Here is a 15875-nt window from a genome sequence, read left to right as displayed (position 1 = left end):
TGGCTGGTCAAGGCTCTGGAACGATCTGCGGCGCAGCACCCGCCATCTTCACCGACACCTTGTCGGGAAAGACGGTGCGAAAAATCTGCTTCACTTCGGTGAGGCCGCCATCGGCCATCTGGGCGGCAGTCGTGCCGAACTTGTTGGGGATGTCGATGCGCGCGCCATGGGCGGCAAGGATGCGCAGCATCGCTTCAAGCTCCGGCTGCACGCCACCGGCGAGCACCAGGTGGAGCGCGGTCATGCCGTTAGCCCCCGCAACGTCGACGGCGGGGGATAGCGACAGGGCAAAGTCGAGCGTGGCTGCACTGCCCCCGCGCGCGGCCGCCAGCACAACATTGGTGCCGTCAGCCGCGACGAAGCGGGGGTCGGCCCCTGCGGCCAGCAACAGCGCCATAGCATCCTTGCGCCCGTTGGCGGCGGCGATCAGCAGCGGCGGTGTGGGCGGTACGGGCGGCGGGGGAACGCCGAAATTGGCTTCGGTCACCCATTTGATCCGCGATGGGCCGGTCAGGCCATTGGGATCGGCGCGCTTGGCCAGCAGCAGATGGATGAGTTCGGTGTCGCCGCCCGCTGCGGCGCCGTGAAGCAACTGCTCCCCGGTCCGGTCCCGCTCGGCCACGTCAACGCCATGCGGGACCAGCAGGGCGGCCGCCCCGTAATTTTTCTGGTAAAGCGCAAGCTGCGCGGCGCTCGTGTTTTCCGGGCCGCGATAGGCGCTGTCCGCGCCCGCAGCGAGCAATATCTGGGTGGCCGCAACCACGCCGCTCTTGATCGCGAAGAATAGGGGCGTGAAGCCACCCTTAGACACGCGATTGGGGTTTGCGCCAGCCTTGAGCAACAGGGCGATGGCTTCGGTCCGTCCGGCGGCGGCGGCCCACATCAAGGGCGTCTGGCCGCGACTGTCGATCCGGTCCGGGGCCGCGCCCATGGCGAGCATCCGCGCGACGGCGTCGGCAGGGCCATGGCGGGCGCAGATGGCAAGCGGGGTCGTGCCGTCGGCGCGGGCGCCGCGCACATCGGCGCGGGCATCAAGCAGTTGCGCGACAATTGTCGGCTCGCCCAGTTCGCAGGCTAGTGACAATGGCGTCACGCCATCCTGATCGGCGCTGTTGACGCTTGCGCCGCCGGCCAGCAGCGCAGCGACGATCGATGGATTTTGGACATTCACCGCCCAGCTGAGCGGCGTCGCGCCAAAGGCCAATATCTGATTCGGGTTTGCCCGATCCGCCAATGCGGCCTGCACGGCCACGACGTCATTGGCCATAATCGCCCGCTCAAGCCCGTCATCCTTTTGCGGCGCGCGCGCCTGTGCCATGCCGCAACCGGCGAGCAGCGCCAGCAAGGCGAGGAGCGCGCGCAGGCGATCAGGCACTGGTCAGCGCCTTGAACGGGCCATCGCTGTCGCCGAAGCGGGTCGCGGGGACATCCAGCACATGCAGCGCACTCAACAGCAGGTTGGACATGGTCGTCCCCTTTTGCGCGACGATATGCCGGTCGCCCGGCACCAGTCCGCCCGCTACGATGACGGGCAGGTCCATATGGTCATGCTCATTGGGATCGCCAAAGGCCGATCCGCGCAGCACCAAAGTCCGGTCCAGCAGCGATCCTTCGCCGTCCTTCACCGCCTTCATCCGGTCCAGATAATAAGCGAAATATTCCATATGATGCCGGTTGATCCGGGCCAGTTTCGCCATTTTTTCCGGGTTGTTGCCATGATGGCTGAGCATATGGTGCGAATCCGGCACGCCGATTTCGGGATAGGTGCGGTTGCTGAGTTCCCGGCCGATCATGAAGCTGCCGATGCGCGTGATGTCGGCTTGCATCGCCAGCACCTGAAGGTCGATCATCAGGCGGACATGCGCGTCGAAGCTGTCGGGGATACCCGCAGGCCGTTCCAGATCGGCGCTCTGCGCGCCGCCGCCCGATGCGATGGCGCGCTGGATGCGCCGTTCGATGTCGCGGGTCGCTTCGAGATATTCCTCGAGCTTGTGGCGATCCTCCATCCCCAGCACGCCGCTCAGCCGGGCGCTGTCATCCATCACGAAATCCAGGATGCTCGATTGCCGCCGCAACTGGGCCAGGCGGCTCTTGGCGTCCAGCGCGTCACCGTCGCCGAACAGCCGCTCGAACACATCACGCGGATTGGCGGTGACGGGCAGCGGCACGGTGGGGTTCCGCCAGCTGATGCCGTTGGTATAGGCGCAGCTATAGCCGATGTCGCAACTACCCAGCAGGCTGGCCTGATCGATCCCCAGTTCCAGCGAGCTGAGCTGGGTCGCGTCACCCAGATGATCGGCATAGGCCTGATCGACCGAAATGCCGCAGCGTATGTCGGTGCCTTCGGTCTGCTTGACATGGACGCCGGTGATGAAGGCGGGGCAGGAGCGGCCATGCCCGGCGGGACGATCCCCCATCGCCGCCGCGCTGGGGTGGCCAAGGCCGGTGATGACGCTGATCTGCGTTCGGTGCGGCGCCAGCGGCTCCAGCGTTGGCGGCAGTGCGAAACCCGGTCCCTGCGTTGTCGGCAGAAACTGGTTCATCATCATGCCGTTGGGCGAATAGAATATCTGGAGCCGTTTGGGCCGGGCCGCGACATCGGCTGCTTTGGCCGATGGCATCATTGCTTCCAGAAATGGCAGCGCCATGGTCGTGCCTGCGCCGCGCAACAGGGTGCGGCGGCTAAGCGGTTTGCGCAGGATGATCATCTTGCTCCCCTCATTGACCGGTTGTCCTTCGCAGGGTGAAGGGCGCGCTATGCACGATCCCCTTGATGACGGTCTGGATGCGATAGCCATCCGCAGCAGCGCTGCGGCCGATGGTGCGAATGGCCGGCATGTCGCGCGCATCCACCCCGCGGGCCAGCGCATAGGTCAGCAGCCGCTCGGTAAAGGCGCTGGCAAACTCGTCCTTTTGCGTCAGCAATATCCGTTTCAGCCCGGAAAGCCCGGCAAATTGGGTGCCGTCCGGCATCCGCGCCGACACGTCGATGGGCTGGCCCGCATCCTTCTGACGGAAGGCGCCGATCGCATCGAAATTTTCAAGGCTAAAGCCCAGCGGGTCCATTTTAACATGGCAGGCGGCGCAGGCCGGACTCTTGCGATGCAGTTCCAGCTGCTCGCGCGCGGTCAGCAGACGGCCGTCATGCTTTTCCTGCAAGGCCGGTACGTCTGGCGGCGGCGGGGGTGGCGATGCGGCGAGCAGATTGTCGAGAATCCACTTGCCCCGTTTCACCACGGACGTGTGATTGCCATAGGAGGTGACGGTCAGGATGCTCGCCTGCCCCAGCAACCCGCCGCGATTGGACGCCGGGTCCAGGCTGACGCGGCGCATGGCGGTGCCGGTAATGCCGCTGATGCCATAATGGTCGGCCAGCCGCTGGTTGAGGAAGGTATAGTCCGCCGCAATGAAATCAAGCAGACTGCGGTTGGTCCGCAGAACGTAACTGAAGAACATTTCCGTCTCCCGCGCCATGGCGCTGCGCAGGCGGGTATCGAATTTGGGGAAAACGGTGATGTCGGGCCGCTGCTGGTCCAGATTGCGCAGATAGAGCCATTGGCCTGCGAAATTGGTCGTCAGCGCCTGCGCGCGCGGATCGGCCAGCATCCGCGTGACCTGCGCGTCCATGACGCCCGGTTTCTGCAACTGGCCGGTTTCAGCCAGGTGGAGCAGGGTTTCGTCGGGGATGCTGCTCCACAGGAAGAAGGACAGGCGGGAGGCGAGTTCAAGGTCGGTCAGCCGCCGGACGCCGCCCAGCTTGCTGCCCGCCGGGTCCTGTTCGACCAGGAACAGGAAGTGGGGTGACACCAGGATCGCCTCCACCGCCGCCTCGACCCCATGTTCGAAATCGGACTGGGCGCGTTCCGTCGCATAAACGCGCATCAGCGGGGTCAGGTCGCTGTCGGTCACCGGACGCCGATAGGCGCGGCGGGCGAGCGACGCGACGATCTGCCGGGCGCAGGCGGTTTCGGCGGTGGCGCGGGCAGGCTTGCACAGGAAGATGCGGTCGCGGCTGGGGGTTCTGCCGACGCCCTTGGGCGAAAATGGCCCGGCCACGTCGATCTGGAGGACGTCGCGCGGGTAATTTTGCTGCGAATAGCGCGGCGATATGCGATAGGACGGCACATCGACCGTTTTGACGCGCACGCCATCGACCGAAACGTCCATTGGCAGCATCACCGGCGCGGCGGTCGGCACCGGCACCTTGTCGAGATCGTTACGCAGCGTCTGGACACTTTCGTCGGGCGCGATCTGGCGGCGGAACGACAGGCCGATGACATGCGCCCCGGCTTTCAGCGGCACACGGACGCTGACCTTATCCTCCTTCTGCCGGTCGGTTTCATTATTGGTGTTGGCGTTCAGCCAGCCGCTGATTTCGTAGGTCGCGTCGTAGCGGGCATAATAAGTGAATGCCCCGCCGCCGCGCGAGCCGAGCGGCAGGTCGTCGCTGGCGCGCTCATTATAGGCGGGGCGGCCGCCATTCATGACCGACCCGTCCTTGGGCACTTCATAGGAGGTCACAAATTCCCGCCGGGACGTAAGGCCCGTCGCCATGCGCCCGACCTTGCCCGCCACTGCAATGTAGCGGTCCATCAAAGTCGGCGAGACGCTCAGCACGTCGGCGATATTATCAAAGCCATAACCCGAATTATCCTGCGGCAATTCGCGGCTGACATCGACCTTGAGCGCCAGCAGGTCGCGCACGGCATTGGCATATTCGACCCGGTTCAAGCGCCGGATAGTGGCGCGACCGGGATCGGGATGCTGGGCGGCATAGCTGTCCAGCCCATTTTCCAGCCATTGGACGAAGGCGGCTCTGGCGGCGGGGGTTGGCTGCGGCTTGTTGAGCGGGGGCATTTCGCCCTGCCGGGTGCGGCGCAGCACCTTTTCCCAAATATCCATATTCTTGCCGTGAAACAGGTCACCATTGCGCACATCGTCGAGCGACAGGTTGGCGATCTTGTCGCTGTCATTATGGCAGCGCGAACAATAGTCGCCCAGGATCGCAGGAGTCGCATCCGGCGCAGTCACGGCCGCAACGGTGGGCAGTTGCGGCACTTCGTCAGGCCGCGCCAGAACCGATGCCGTGGCGACCAGCGCGCTGAGCGCCAGGATGCAACTGGGCAATGTCGGATGCCAGTTCAGGCCCATCTACTATGATCCCATGTCCCGCAGACGGCTGCGCGCCACCCCCTTCAACCTGACAGAACGCTTGGCGGCGCATCGTCCGCCGTCCGTCCATGCAAATTGGGTATGAGCGCGGCCCTATTGGGCTTTGGGCGTTGCGTCCATTGCCGTTAACGGGACGGAGGAATCGCAAAATTAGGCCACCCCCATGGATAGGGCCGCCCTGCCCCGTGCCCGCCCGACCGCCCTGATTTTGGCAACGGGACGTCCGCAATATCGTCATTGAACATCGCGGGAGTCGTCGTCAGAAGGGCCGCGAAACGGGGGATATTTATGACGCGGGTGGCTGCATTATTGGTGGCGCTGATGGCAAGCGCCGGGCCGGTCATGGCGCGGACGCCCGCCGCCCCTTTATCCAATGAAGCGCGCACGGCGGCCTATCTGGACCGGATCGCCGGCAGCAATCCGCGCTTGCGCATCTTCCTGCAAGCCATGCCCAAGGGCGGCGACCTGCACAATCATGCGGGCGGCGCCAATTTCGCGGAAGATTATCTGCGCTGGGCGGCGGCGGACGGGCTGTGCATTACGACCGACAATCATCATATCGTCGAACCGCCCTGTACCACGCCGGGGCGCATAGCGGCAGCGGGGCTGGAAAAGGCCTATCCCCATTATTCACGCGCGATCGACGCCTTTTCAACGCGCGGTTTCGAGGCGGGCGTGGGTGACCCGGAAGTGTCGGGCTATGATCGTTTCTTTGCGACCTTCGACGCGTTCGGCCCGGCCTATAGCCGCCATGTCGGCGAAGCGATGGCGCTGACCCGGCAGCAGGCGGCGGCTGATCATGTCTCCTATGTCGAACTGGGCAGCGGCGCGCGGGCGGGCTGGATGCTGGGCATGAAGATGGCCGATGCCGACGCCGGTGATCTTGCCGCGCTATACGCAAAGGTCGCGCCGTTGCTGCCGGACGCAGTCGCCAGCGCGAAGGCCGATTATGACGGCTATGATGCGCAGGGTGCGGCGATCGACGGGTGCGGGACGGCGAGTGCCAAACCGGCCTGCAGCGTCGAAATGCGCTATCTCTACACCGCGATCCGCACCAGTCCGCCCGCGCAGGTGTTCGCACAACTGGCCTTCGGCTTTGCCCTGGTCGAGGGCGATCCGCGCTTTGTCGGGGTCAACATCGCCGCGCCAGAGCATGATCCCGTCGCGGTGCGCGACTATGCGCTACATATGCAGATGATCGCATTCCTCAAGGCGCGGCACCCCACGGTGCAGCTGTCGCTCCATGCGGGCGAATTGACGCTGGGGCTGGTGCCATCGCGCGACCTGGCCTTTCATATTCGTAGTGCCGTGGAAGTGGCGGGCGCGCGGCGGATCGGTCATGGCATCGACATCGCCTATGAGAGCGACGCACCGTCGCTGCTGGCGCGGATGGCGCGCGATCAGGTGGCGGTGGAGATCAACCTGACCAGCAACGCCGTCATATTGGGGGTGAAGGGCAGCGATCATCCACTGTCGCTCTATCGCGAAGCGGGCGTGCCGGTGGTGCTGTCAACCGACGATGAAGGCGTGTCGCGCAGTGATATGACCAACGAATATCTGCGCGCGGTGACCGAACAGGGGCTGCGCTACATGGATTTGAAGCAGATTGTGCGCAACGGATTGCATTACAGCTTCCTGCCCGGCGACAGCCTGTGGCAGGACAAGCCCGGCGGCGCGCGGGTCGCGGCGTGCGTGGTGATGGATGCGCCGGGATGCGGCGCCTGGCTGGCGAAAAATGTCAAAGCTGCGGCGCAGGCGCGGCTGGAGCGCGATCTTACAGCCTTTGAAGCGATCCCGCGCTGACCCGGTCGGGGACGGCAAGATTCAAGATCACCGCCACCAGTGCGGCGGGCAGCACACCCGACGTCAGGATAATGCGCAGCGTTTGCGGCAAGTGCGATACCGCGTCCGGCTCCAGTTCCAGCCCGATGCCGATCGACAGCGCAACGCCGAAGATCAGCATGTTGCGCTGGGTCCATTCGACGCCCGACAGGATAGACAGCGCCGCCGAGGCGACCATGCCGAACATCACGATCACGCCGCCGCCCAAAATCTCGATCGGGATGGTGGTGATCAGCGCGCCGATCTTGGGCGCGAAGCCGCATAGGATGAGGAAAAGTGCGCCGATCGTCACGATATGGCGGCTCATGATGCCGGTGATGGCGATCAGGCCGACATTCTGGCTGAAGGACGTGTTCGGCATCGCTCCGAACATGCCCGCCAGCGCAGTGCCAAGACCGTCCGCGCTGGTCGCACCGATCAGTTCGCGGTTCGTGGCCGGGCGACCGGCGCCGCCTTCGCAAATGGCCGATACCGCGCCGATCGATTCGATCGCGGAGATGAAGCCCATCAGGCAAAAGCCAAGGATCGCAGGGAGCGACACGGCAAAGCCGAAATGGAAGGGTTGCGGGACCATCACCCAGCCCGCCGTCGCGACCGGGGCGAGCGACACCCGCCCCATTGCGGCGGCCACTGCATAGCCTGCCAGCAGGCCCAGCAGCACCGAGGCGGTAGACCACAGACCGCGCCCGTAGAAGCTGAGGCCCAAAGTCACGACCACGACGATGCCCGCCAGCATCCAGCTGTTCCCCGCGCCATAGGCTGGCGTACCCTGCGCCGCGACGCCACCGGCGGCATATTGCACCCCGACGCGCATCAATGACAGGCCGATCATCAGCACGACCAGTCCCGTGACCATCGGCGGCAGGGCGAAACGAATGCGACCGATGCAGCTGCTGACACAGGCGTGGAACAGGCCGCCGATAATGGCGGCGGTCGTGAGCTGCGCCATCGCAGCCACTCCCTGCCCCGCGACGATCGGGATCATCACCGGCAGGAAGGCGAAGCTGGTCCCCTGCACGATCGGCAGGCGAGCGCCGATCGGTCCGATACCGATCGTCTGCATCAGTGTGGCGATTCCGGCGAACAACATGGCCATCTGGATCATGTAGATCATGGGGGTGGGATCGGCCGATCCGAAGCCGAAACCGGCTGCGCCCGCCACGATGATCGCGGGGGTCAGATTGCTGACGAACATCGCCAGCACATGCTGGACGCCCAGCGGAATTGCGACGGCGAGGCCGGGGAAATGATCGGGATCGCGGGCTTGCTCCGCCGTCATGGGTGTCATCAGGCCAGACTCATCAGGCGGGTGAGCGATCGGTATGCGGCTTGCAGGATGGTCATGCGGTCGCCCTGGACCAGTTGGCCGTCGCGCACGACTGCGCGGCCTTCGACAAATACATCGCGCGCGCCCGTTGGTGGGCTGAGGATCAGGCCTGCGACCTTGTCCCAAGCCCCCATGGAGGCCACGTTCACAACGTCCCACAGGACGATGTCGGCGCGCTTGCCCGGCGCGATCCGGCCGCAATCGTGGCGGCCCAGCATTTCCGCCCCGCCACGGGTGGCGATGAAGAGGGCGTCGCGCGGATCGAAGGCGGCGGGGCCGCCGATCGCGCGCTGGAGCAGCATCGCCTGGCGCGCTTCCAGCAGCAGATTGCCGCTGTCGCTGGAGGCGGAGCCGTCGACGCCAAGGCCGAGCCGCACGCCCTGTTCAAACATCGCTTTGAGCGGGGCGATGCCGGAGCCAAGGCGGCAGTTGGAACAGGGGCAATGGGCGACGCCGGTGCCGGTCCGCGCGAACAGGGCGATTTCGCGGGCATCAAGCTGGACGCAATGGGCGTGCCATACGTCCGGGCCGACCCAGCCCAGACTTTCGGCATAATCGCCGGGGCAACAGCCGAAGCGTTCGAGCGAGAAGGCGACGTCGTCGGCATCCTCCGCCAGATGGGTGTGCAGCATCACGCCCTTGTCGCGGGCGAGCAAAGCGGCGTCGCGCATCAGCCCCTGACTGACCGAAAAGGGTGAGCACGGTGCGACGCCGACGCGGACCATGGCTCCGTCCCCCGCGTCATGGAAACGGTCGATCACGCGGATCGTGTCGTTAAGGATCGCACGCTCATCCTCGACCAGACTGTCGGGCGGCAGGCCGCCATCGCTTTCCCCCACGCTCATCGCGCCGCGGGTGGGGTGGAAGCGGATGCCGATGCCCTGCGCGGCGGCGATCGTGTCATCGAGCGTCACGCCATTGGGGAAGAGATAGAGATGATCGGAGGTGAGCGTGCAGCCCGACAAGGCCAGTTCCGCGAGGCCCAGCTGGGTCGCGGCGAACACGTCCTCCGGGCGATACTGCGCCCAGATGGGATAGAGGCGCTTCAGCCAGTCGAACAGCGAGGCGTTGATCGCGCCGGGCAATGCGCGGGTCAGCGACTGGTAGAGATGATGATGGGTGTTGACGAGGCCGGGGGTGATAACGCAGCCGCGTGCCTCTACCACCTCATCGGCTTCCGCCAGCCACGAGCCCAGTTCCGTCGTCGTGCCTACCGCGACGATAACGCCATCCCGAAACGCGACGGCCCCGTCGGCAATTTCGCGCCGGGGATCGTCCATGCAGACAAGGACATCGGCGTTGCGGATGACGGTCAGTGCCATGCTATTGCGGCACGGTCTTTTCGTAGCGGTCCCAATGGCCGATCAGTTCGTCCACCACCTTTGACCCGACCAGATAGAGGCTTTCGAGCGCGGCGTTCATGCCGGCATAGCCCTCATTTTCGGTCAGCAGATAATGGGCGGCGGTGTCACCGGGTGGCGGCATGGTGAAATTGCTGCCTGCGCGCAGCACCATGAAGCGCTGCTTGTCCACCTTGCCGATCTTGTCGAGATAGGTGATCGATTGATAGATGCCGGTTTCCTCCATCGCGGAGGTGACAAATTCGCCCTTACCCTGCGTCCAATATTTCACCCAGTCATTGGCCCAGTCGGTCATCCGCGCGCCGTGCCAGAAGGTCATCGCCGCAAGCTGATCGCCCTTCAGGACGAAGGGCGGACGCTGCGCCATCGGGTGGTTGGTGAAACGCGCCCTTTCCTTCTCAATCGAAGGATCGTCGGGCAGGACCATGTCCCTGGTCAGATTGAAGGCCCAGTCGCGCAAGGTGGGGTTGATCTCGAATATTTCGCCCTGCCCCACCGGTGGGCTTGGATCGTTTGGGCCTTTGCTGTGCAGCGGGAAATAGCCGCTCTTCCAGTCGGCCGGGATTTCCCGCGCGTCGATTTCATGGGCGAGGTCGCCATCGACCAGATAGCGCGCCCAGGCGGCTGATCCGATCGACGCATCCTGCGGGTCGATGCCCGCAATCCCGGCAACCAGCCAATAGGCGTGGGACAGGTCGAACCGCGGGTCGAGACCCAGCGCCATGGTCGCGGTCGCCGATTTGATATTACCCATGCCGGTGACCATGCCCAATATCTGGGTCTTGGGATCATAATAGAGATCGTGATGGGACTGGGGGAAAGGGATGCGGGTATCGAGATGCCGCCGTTCCTTCCACAGCTGGAATTCGCCGGGCTTGTCGCCGCTATCCTCGCCAATTTCAAACAGCGACACGATGACGACACGGACGGGGAGCGGATGGGTACAGGCTTTGCCGGGCAGGCAGTCCTCGACGGCTGATGGCGGCGCAGCATGGGCCGTGACTGGGGCCATGAGCAGCAGGGTCGCACTCGCCAGTGTCGCGACATAAGACAGGAGGCGCATCGAACGTCCCTTATAACCGATCAAGAATGGAAGGCGCCGGTCGCCCGGCGCCTTCCACAGACATTAGAATTTATACGATACCGTCGCCTGGAAGCTGCGCGGCCGTTCGGGCAGGACGATGGTGCTGCCGAACAATTCGGTGAAGTTGGCGCGGAAATATTTTTCGTTGGTCGCATTTTTGACGACGAAGCGGAACAGCCAATTATCCAGCTGATAGGACGCGCCCAGATCGACCAGCGCATAGCCCGGCAACTTGACCGCCTGCGACTGGCCGGAGAATACCGAGTCCACCTTCACGACGCTGGCGCTGAGCGCCAGGCCGCTGTCGAAGGAATAGGTGCCGGTCAGCGAGTAAAGATTTTCCGGGATACCGGCGCGGCGTGCGTCATTCTTGCTACCAATCGGCAGCAATGCGCCAGGCTGGCCACCAAAGATCAGCGACGGGTCGGTCAGGCTGCCTTTCAGATCCTCATAGCCCAGGAAGCTGAACGCCGTACCACTGTCGAGGAAGGTCAGGTTGACGACTTTCGTCTTGGTATAGGCGCCGGTGATCAGGAAATGCCGATCGACCGACCAGCGGAATTCCGCCTCCAGTCCCTTGGTCTGCACCGACTGGTTGACCGTGGAAGACTGGATATTGTGATCGGTGCGCTCCTGCTTATACACCGACAGGGCGGCATAGAGCTGGCCGCCAAGCCAGCTGCCCTTGACGCCGCCTTCGACCATTTTGGAGGCGGTGATGAAGCCGTTGGCGGCCACCGTGCCAGCATCGATTTCCGACCCCTGGCCTGCAATCACCGTCGATTGGCGTGAGGCGGTGGCATAGGGGATCAGGCCGAAGGGCATTTTGTAGGAGGCACTCGCCGTCCAGGACCAGCCGCCCTTGCTGCCCTTGGCAGAGGTGACGGCGGGCAGGTTGTTCATCTTGGTCGGGATGAAGCTGGAATCGACGGTGATATCGTCATAGCGCGCACCCAGGATGATGCCGAGGCCGAAGTTGAAGTCGAGGTCGGCCAGGCCTGCAAAGCCGTAATCGGTATAATGGCCCTTGAGGTAGTTGGAATAATCGCAATCGCATTCGGTCGATAGCAGACGATCCGACAGCGCGTCATAACCCTTGGTCAGGTCGACGCGGTGGAAATATTCGAAGTTGAAATCATCGCCGTGCAGGAACTTGGTGTAGCGAACCGACGGCGACAGCTGGAACGAAAATTTGCCCGCGCTGCTGTCAAAGCTTTTCGAAATGACGATCTTGTCCTCGATCACCCAGCTTTTGTGGAACTGGGAGAAGCCGTAACTATTTTCGTTATCATTATCGATGCCGTCGTAGAAAAACTGATTCTTGATCTCAAACCCGTTGTCGGCATTGAAGATCATGTCGAAATAGGCGGTCTTTGCCTTGTTCACCAACAGGTCGTTCTTGCCGGTCAGCACCTTTCTGCGGCTGAGCTTGGTCGTACCGACATTGGTCAGGCCCAGCCAGGGATAGTTGGTCGCATAGCAGGCGTCATTGTTGGACGCGTTGGCGAAGATGCTGCCACCACCGCAACCGAAGGAACCGAACGGGTTGAAATCGCCGATCGCGCTGAATTCCTGCTGCGACAACTGGCCATCGCCATTGGCATCGACGGGTTTCGCCGATCCCGTAATGTAGGTCCCGTCATCGACCAATGCCTGGGTCAGACGGTTCCAGCCGCCATTTTGCTGACCGGAATATTTCTGGTACATGCCGCCAAATTCGATGCGGAAATTATCGGTGATCTGGCTGTCGAACGCGGCTTGCAGGATCGTCTGGTTGGTTGACATATTGTCGTAATAGCTGCCGCTATCCTCGACCTCTGCGTAAAGGCTGTAGCCAAATTCGGCGGTGCCGATCTTCGCCGGGCCGCGCAATTCGGCTTTCAGCACATTGCGGTTCCAGCTGCCGATCGTGTAGCTGAGTTCACCCTCCGGCCCGGTCAGCAGCGACCCGTCCTTCACCCGCGCCGATTTCGGCACGAAATTCATATAGCCGCCGGTCTTGGATGGGCCATAGATGGGCGAAGCCGGGCCGCGCACGATGTCGATCCGGTCCGATGCGCCAATGGGCGTGGGATAGTTGCCAGGATTGTCGAGGCGACGAACGCCACGAAAATAGACTTCGCCAGGCGTGCCGCGAATGTCGAGCGCGCCGCCGACGCCAAAGAAGCTGTTGGTGAAGGTGCCGGGTGCCTGGGCTACGAGATCGTAAATGTCGGTGATTCCGAAGCGCTCAATCTGTTCGCTGCTGACGGTGGAGGCCGAACGGGGCGTTTCCACCAGCGTTTTGGCAAAACCGAAGATCGACCCGACATCCTTGTCCGGCAGCGCGTTGAGCGCGCCGGTCACGATGATTTCATCCCCCGGTGCAGGTGCATCGACAGGGGCACCATCCTGTGCCCAGACGGGGGTCGTCAGCGCGGTGCAGGCCAGCAGACCAGCGGCCACCATGCCAAAAGGCCGACCGCGACGGTCCTGGCGCGGCGCTATGTCGTGCAGTCGATGAATGTTCGCCATGAATATGATACCCCCCAATTGAAACAGGGCGGCACATATTGATCGCCCTGCTGTTAAAGCTCCCTGTTCCTCTCCCTTTTGGTCGGCGGCTGGATTTCATTGAGAAATTCCAGCCATATATGTCGTCACGACAGGCTTTTGCCGCGGCCGGACGGGACCTGCGGCGTCGCCCTTTGGCAACGGTGCTTTGCAGCACGCACAGCCATGATTCCCGCCAATCGTCGGCAGACGATGTGGTGTGCATTGCAACTAGGGGCTTGACGTGGTGCGATCAAATGCAATGAATTCGACGCAGTGTTGCAAAAAATAGGGTGGGTATGCCGGCACTTTCACGTTTCTTGCGCTATTTCATAGCGGTAGGCCGATTGGGGTCGATCCGGCGGGCGGCTGATGAGCTGAACGTGTCAGCCTCAGCGATCGATCGGCAGATTTTGAACGTCGAGGCCAATCTGGGGATGCCGCTGTTCGAGCGGCTGCCGACCGGGCTGCGCCTGACGGCGGCGGGCGAAATCATGATGGCCGCTGGCAGCAAATGGCAGAAGAATATGGCCGATGTCCGCGCACAGATAGAAGATCTGCGCGGGCTGAAACGCGGGCATGTCGACATCGCCGTCATTGATGCTTTGGCCAAGGGCTATGTCCCCGCCGCGATCCAGGCGCTCCAGAGCAAATATCCCGGCATCACCATCGGCGTGCGGGTGCTGGAAAATGATGCCGCACGGCTTGCGACGGTGCGCGGCGAGGTGGATTTCGGCATCTTCTTCGAGCCGCAGACGGTGCGCGACCTGGCGGTGCGGTCCTTCGTGGAGGTGGTGCTAGGCTTTGTCACGCCAACCGGCCATCCGCTGGGCAGCAAAAGGGAGGCGCGCTTTTCCAGTTGCGTGGGGTCCAGGCTAATCGTGCCCGCCGAACCGCTGGCGGTTTATGAGCAGATTTCGGTGCTGGAAGGGACGACGGGCGTGGTGATCGACCGGGCCGTATCATCGGACAATATCCAGATGATCACCTCGCTCGTCATGCAGGGCGTGGGCATTGGCGTGCTGACTTCGCTCGACGTGATTACCGAAGTGCGGCGCGGCCTGCTGTCCTTCACCAAGATTTCCGACCCGATCCTGCGCCCGATGACGCTGGCGCTCTGCACCGCGTCGGCGCGCACGCCATCCTATGCGGCGGGCATAGCCTTGCAGGAAATCGAAAATGGCTTCCCGCAGCTCAGCTATCCGATATCGATCGATGGTCCCGCCGTCGCATAAGCGCCTTTGTGCCGATTGCCCAATGCGTGCAGACCCGATAACGGACAGTCTTTCCTGACCGTCAACGGACCCCCTGCCATGAGCCAAACTGCCGAGCCTCAGCTCCATTACATCTCCAACGACGCCTTTGTCGCCGACGTGCAAATGCTGGCGCGGCAGATTGAACAGGGCGACTGGACGCCCGATTTCATCATCGGCATCGGGCGCGGCGGGCTGGTGCCGGCGGTCTATATCTCGCACCAGACAGAGCTGCCGATGCTGTCGATCGACCATAGTTCCAAGGTGCCCGGCTTTGCCGACGAGCTGCTGGCCAAGGTCGCGGCCAAGAGTGCCGCGGGCCAGCGGCTGCTGTTCGTGGACGATATCAACGACAGCGGCGGCACGATCGACTATGTGCGGCGGTTGCTGGCGGATAATGGCTGCAATGGCGATAATCTGCGCTTTGCCGTCATCATCACCAACAGCCGGTCGCGGGTGACGGTCGATTATTGGGCGGAGATGATCGACCGGGACGAGGACAAACGCTGGTTCGTGTTCCCCTGGGAAGCGGTCGGCGCCAAGGGGACGATCGTCGAAGAGGCGCTGTCCGTGCCTGAGCGGCTGGCCTGATGCGGATCTGCGTCTATCTGGGTTCCTCGCCCGGCAACTCGCCTGTCTATCGTGAAGCCGCCGAACGGGTCGGCACGCTGCTGGCCGAGCGTGGCATTGGCCTGGTCTATGGCGGCGGCACAGTCGGGCTGATGGGCGTGATTGCCGATACCGTCTGCGCGGCAGGGGGCGAGGTGATCGGCGTCATCCCCGAAGCGCTGCGCGCGCGGGAGCATGACCATCCGGGCATCACCCAGCTGCATGTCGTCAAGACGATGCATGAGCGCAAGGCGATGATGGCCAAATTTGCCGACGGTTTCCTGTGCCTGCCCGGCGGCATCGGCACGCTGGAGGAGATATTCGAGGCGTGGTGCTGGTCGCAGCTGGGCTATCATGAAAAGCCGTGCGGACTGCTCAACGTCAATGGCTTCTATACGCCGATGTCGACCTTCATCGATTCGGTGGTCACGGAGGGCTTCCTCCAGCCCCGGCACCGGGCGATGCTGCTGATCGACGATGACCCGGACATATTGCTGGACCGCATGGCGCAATATCTGCCGCCGCAGACGGAGCATTGGCTGGGCGACGGGGATGTTTAGAATGTGATGCCCTACATCCGTTCGTTTCGAGCGAAGTCGAGCATCTGTCTTGTTGGTCAAGCATGGATTGGGGACCAAGTTCGATTTTCGGCAACGAGGCGATTGGCGAGGACGACGATTTTTCTAGCGACGGCG

General features: G+C 63.2%; 11 protein-coding genes. 4 read left to right on the top strand and 7 right to left on the bottom strand.

Annotated features, from left to right (window positions below):
• Positions 1–7: 7 nt before the first annotated feature.
• From Q0D44_RS08655 to Q0D44_RS08645, 3 genes are read right to left on the bottom strand one after another with little or no spacing between them, the layout of a single operon-like run.
• Entirely contained in the window at positions 8–1375 is a 1368-nt protein-coding gene (locus Q0D44_RS08655) for an ankyrin repeat domain-containing protein (RefSeq protein WP_294135404.1), read from the bottom strand.
• Positions 1368–2708: a DUF1552 domain-containing protein gene (locus Q0D44_RS08650; RefSeq protein WP_294135403.1), complete on the bottom strand. Its 1341-nt coding sequence runs from the start codon at positions 2706–2708 to the stop codon at positions 1368–1370. Before Q0D44_RS08650 ends, Q0D44_RS08655 begins: the two co-directional genes overlap by 8 nt.
• 10 nt (positions 2709–2718) lie before the next feature.
• A complete protein-coding gene (locus tag Q0D44_RS08645; protein ID WP_294135401.1) occupies positions 2719–5151 on the bottom strand; it encodes a DUF1592 domain-containing protein in 2433 nt (810 codons plus the stop codon).
• A 309-nt stretch (positions 5152–5460) separates the two neighbouring features.
• Between Q0D44_RS08645 and Q0D44_RS08640 the strand changes: the two genes are divergently transcribed.
• A complete protein-coding gene (locus Q0D44_RS08640; protein WP_294135399.1) occupies positions 5461–6975 on the top strand; it encodes an adenosine deaminase in 1515 nt (504 codons plus the stop codon).
• Here the strand turns inward: Q0D44_RS08640 and Q0D44_RS08635 are convergent.
• The 4 genes from Q0D44_RS08635 to Q0D44_RS08620 form a co-directional block, all read right to left on the bottom strand.
• Positions 6947–8302 (bottom strand): nucleobase:cation symporter-2 family protein, encoded by a 1356-nt coding sequence (locus tag Q0D44_RS08635; RefSeq protein ID WP_294135397.1) that lies wholly within the window; start codon positions 8300–8302, stop codon positions 6947–6949. The genes Q0D44_RS08640 and Q0D44_RS08635 overlap by 29 nt on opposite strands.
• The gene (locus Q0D44_RS08630) at positions 8302–9663 is read right to left on the bottom strand and encodes an 8-oxoguanine deaminase (RefSeq protein WP_294135396.1); all 1362 of its coding nucleotides are present in this window, start codon (positions 9661–9663) and stop codon (positions 8302–8304) included. Before Q0D44_RS08630 ends, Q0D44_RS08635 begins: the two co-directional genes overlap by 1 nt.
• A gap of 1 nt (position 9664) precedes the next feature.
• A complete protein-coding gene (locus Q0D44_RS08625) occupies positions 9665–10765 on the bottom strand; it encodes a purine nucleoside permease (protein WP_294135394.1) in 1101 nt (366 codons plus the stop codon).
• A 63-nt stretch (positions 10766–10828) separates the two neighbouring features.
• Positions 10829–13300, bottom strand: coding sequence for a TonB-dependent receptor plug domain-containing protein (locus Q0D44_RS08620; protein ID WP_294135392.1), 2472 nt, complete (start codon positions 13298–13300; stop codon positions 10829–10831).
• A 317-nt stretch (positions 13301–13617) separates the two neighbouring features.
• Here Q0D44_RS08620 and Q0D44_RS08615 point away from each other — a divergent pair, with 317 nt between their 5' ends.
• The 3 genes from Q0D44_RS08615 to Q0D44_RS08605 all read left to right on the top strand — a co-directional run bounded on the left by Q0D44_RS08615 (position 13618) and on the right by Q0D44_RS08605 (position 15740).
• Positions 13618–14553, top strand: a complete 936-nt coding sequence (locus Q0D44_RS08615) for a LysR family transcriptional regulator (RefSeq protein ID WP_119744618.1) — start codon at positions 13618–13620, stop codon at positions 14551–14553.
• 78 nt (positions 14554–14631) lie between these two features.
• Positions 14632–15162, top strand: coding sequence for a phosphoribosyltransferase domain-containing protein (locus Q0D44_RS08610; RefSeq protein ID WP_294135390.1), 531 nt, complete (start codon positions 14632–14634; stop codon positions 15160–15162).
• On the top strand, positions 15162–15740 hold the full coding sequence (locus tag Q0D44_RS08605) for a TIGR00730 family Rossman fold protein (protein WP_294135388.1): 579 nt from the start codon (positions 15162–15164) through the stop codon (positions 15738–15740). The genes Q0D44_RS08610 and Q0D44_RS08605 overlap by 1 nt, the downstream gene beginning before the upstream one ends.
• Positions 15741–15875 lie beyond the last annotated feature (135 nt).

This window comes from Sphingobium sp. (assembly GCA_023266575.1).
Taxonomy (GTDB): Bacteria; Pseudomonadota; Alphaproteobacteria; order Sphingomonadales; family Sphingomonadaceae; genus Sphingobium.
The sequence above is the reverse complement of the archived record's forward strand: the minus strand, read 5'-3'. Positions and strand labels throughout refer to the sequence as shown.

Bases quoted from the DNA above. Each gene is read 5' to 3' on its own strand.
- Q0D44_RS08650 (WP_294135403.1), bottom strand. From the start codon at position 2,708: ATGATCATCCTGCGCAAACCGCTTAGCCGCCGCACCCTGTTGCGCGGC.
- Q0D44_RS08620 (WP_294135392.1), bottom strand. From the start codon at position 13,300: ATGGCGAACATTCATCGACTGCACGACATAGCGCCGCGCCAGGACCGT.
- Q0D44_RS08605 (WP_294135388.1), top strand. From the start codon at position 15,162: ATGCGGATCTGCGTCTATCTGGGTTCCTCGCCCGGCAACTCGCCTGTC.
- Q0D44_RS08625 (WP_294135394.1), bottom strand. From the start codon at position 10,765: ATGCGCCTCCTGTCTTATGTCGCGACACTGGCGAGTGCGACCCTGCTG.
- Q0D44_RS08615 (WP_119744618.1), top strand. From the start codon at position 13,618: ATGCCGGCACTTTCACGTTTCTTGCGCTATTTCATAGCGGTAGGCCGA.
- Q0D44_RS08635 (WP_294135397.1), bottom strand. From the start codon at position 8,302: ATGACACCCATGACGGCGGAGCAAGCCCGCGATCCCGATCATTTCCCC.
- Q0D44_RS08645 (WP_294135401.1), bottom strand. From the start codon at position 5,151: ATGGGCCTGAACTGGCATCCGACATTGCCCAGTTGCATCCTGGCGCTC.
- Q0D44_RS08630 (WP_294135396.1), bottom strand. From the start codon at position 9,663: ATGGCACTGACCGTCATCCGCAACGCCGATGTCCTTGTCTGCATGGAC.
- Q0D44_RS08610 (WP_294135390.1), top strand. From the start codon at position 14,632: ATGAGCCAAACTGCCGAGCCTCAGCTCCATTACATCTCCAACGACGCC.
- Q0D44_RS08640 (WP_294135399.1), top strand. From the start codon at position 5,461: ATGACGCGGGTGGCTGCATTATTGGTGGCGCTGATGGCAAGCGCCGGG.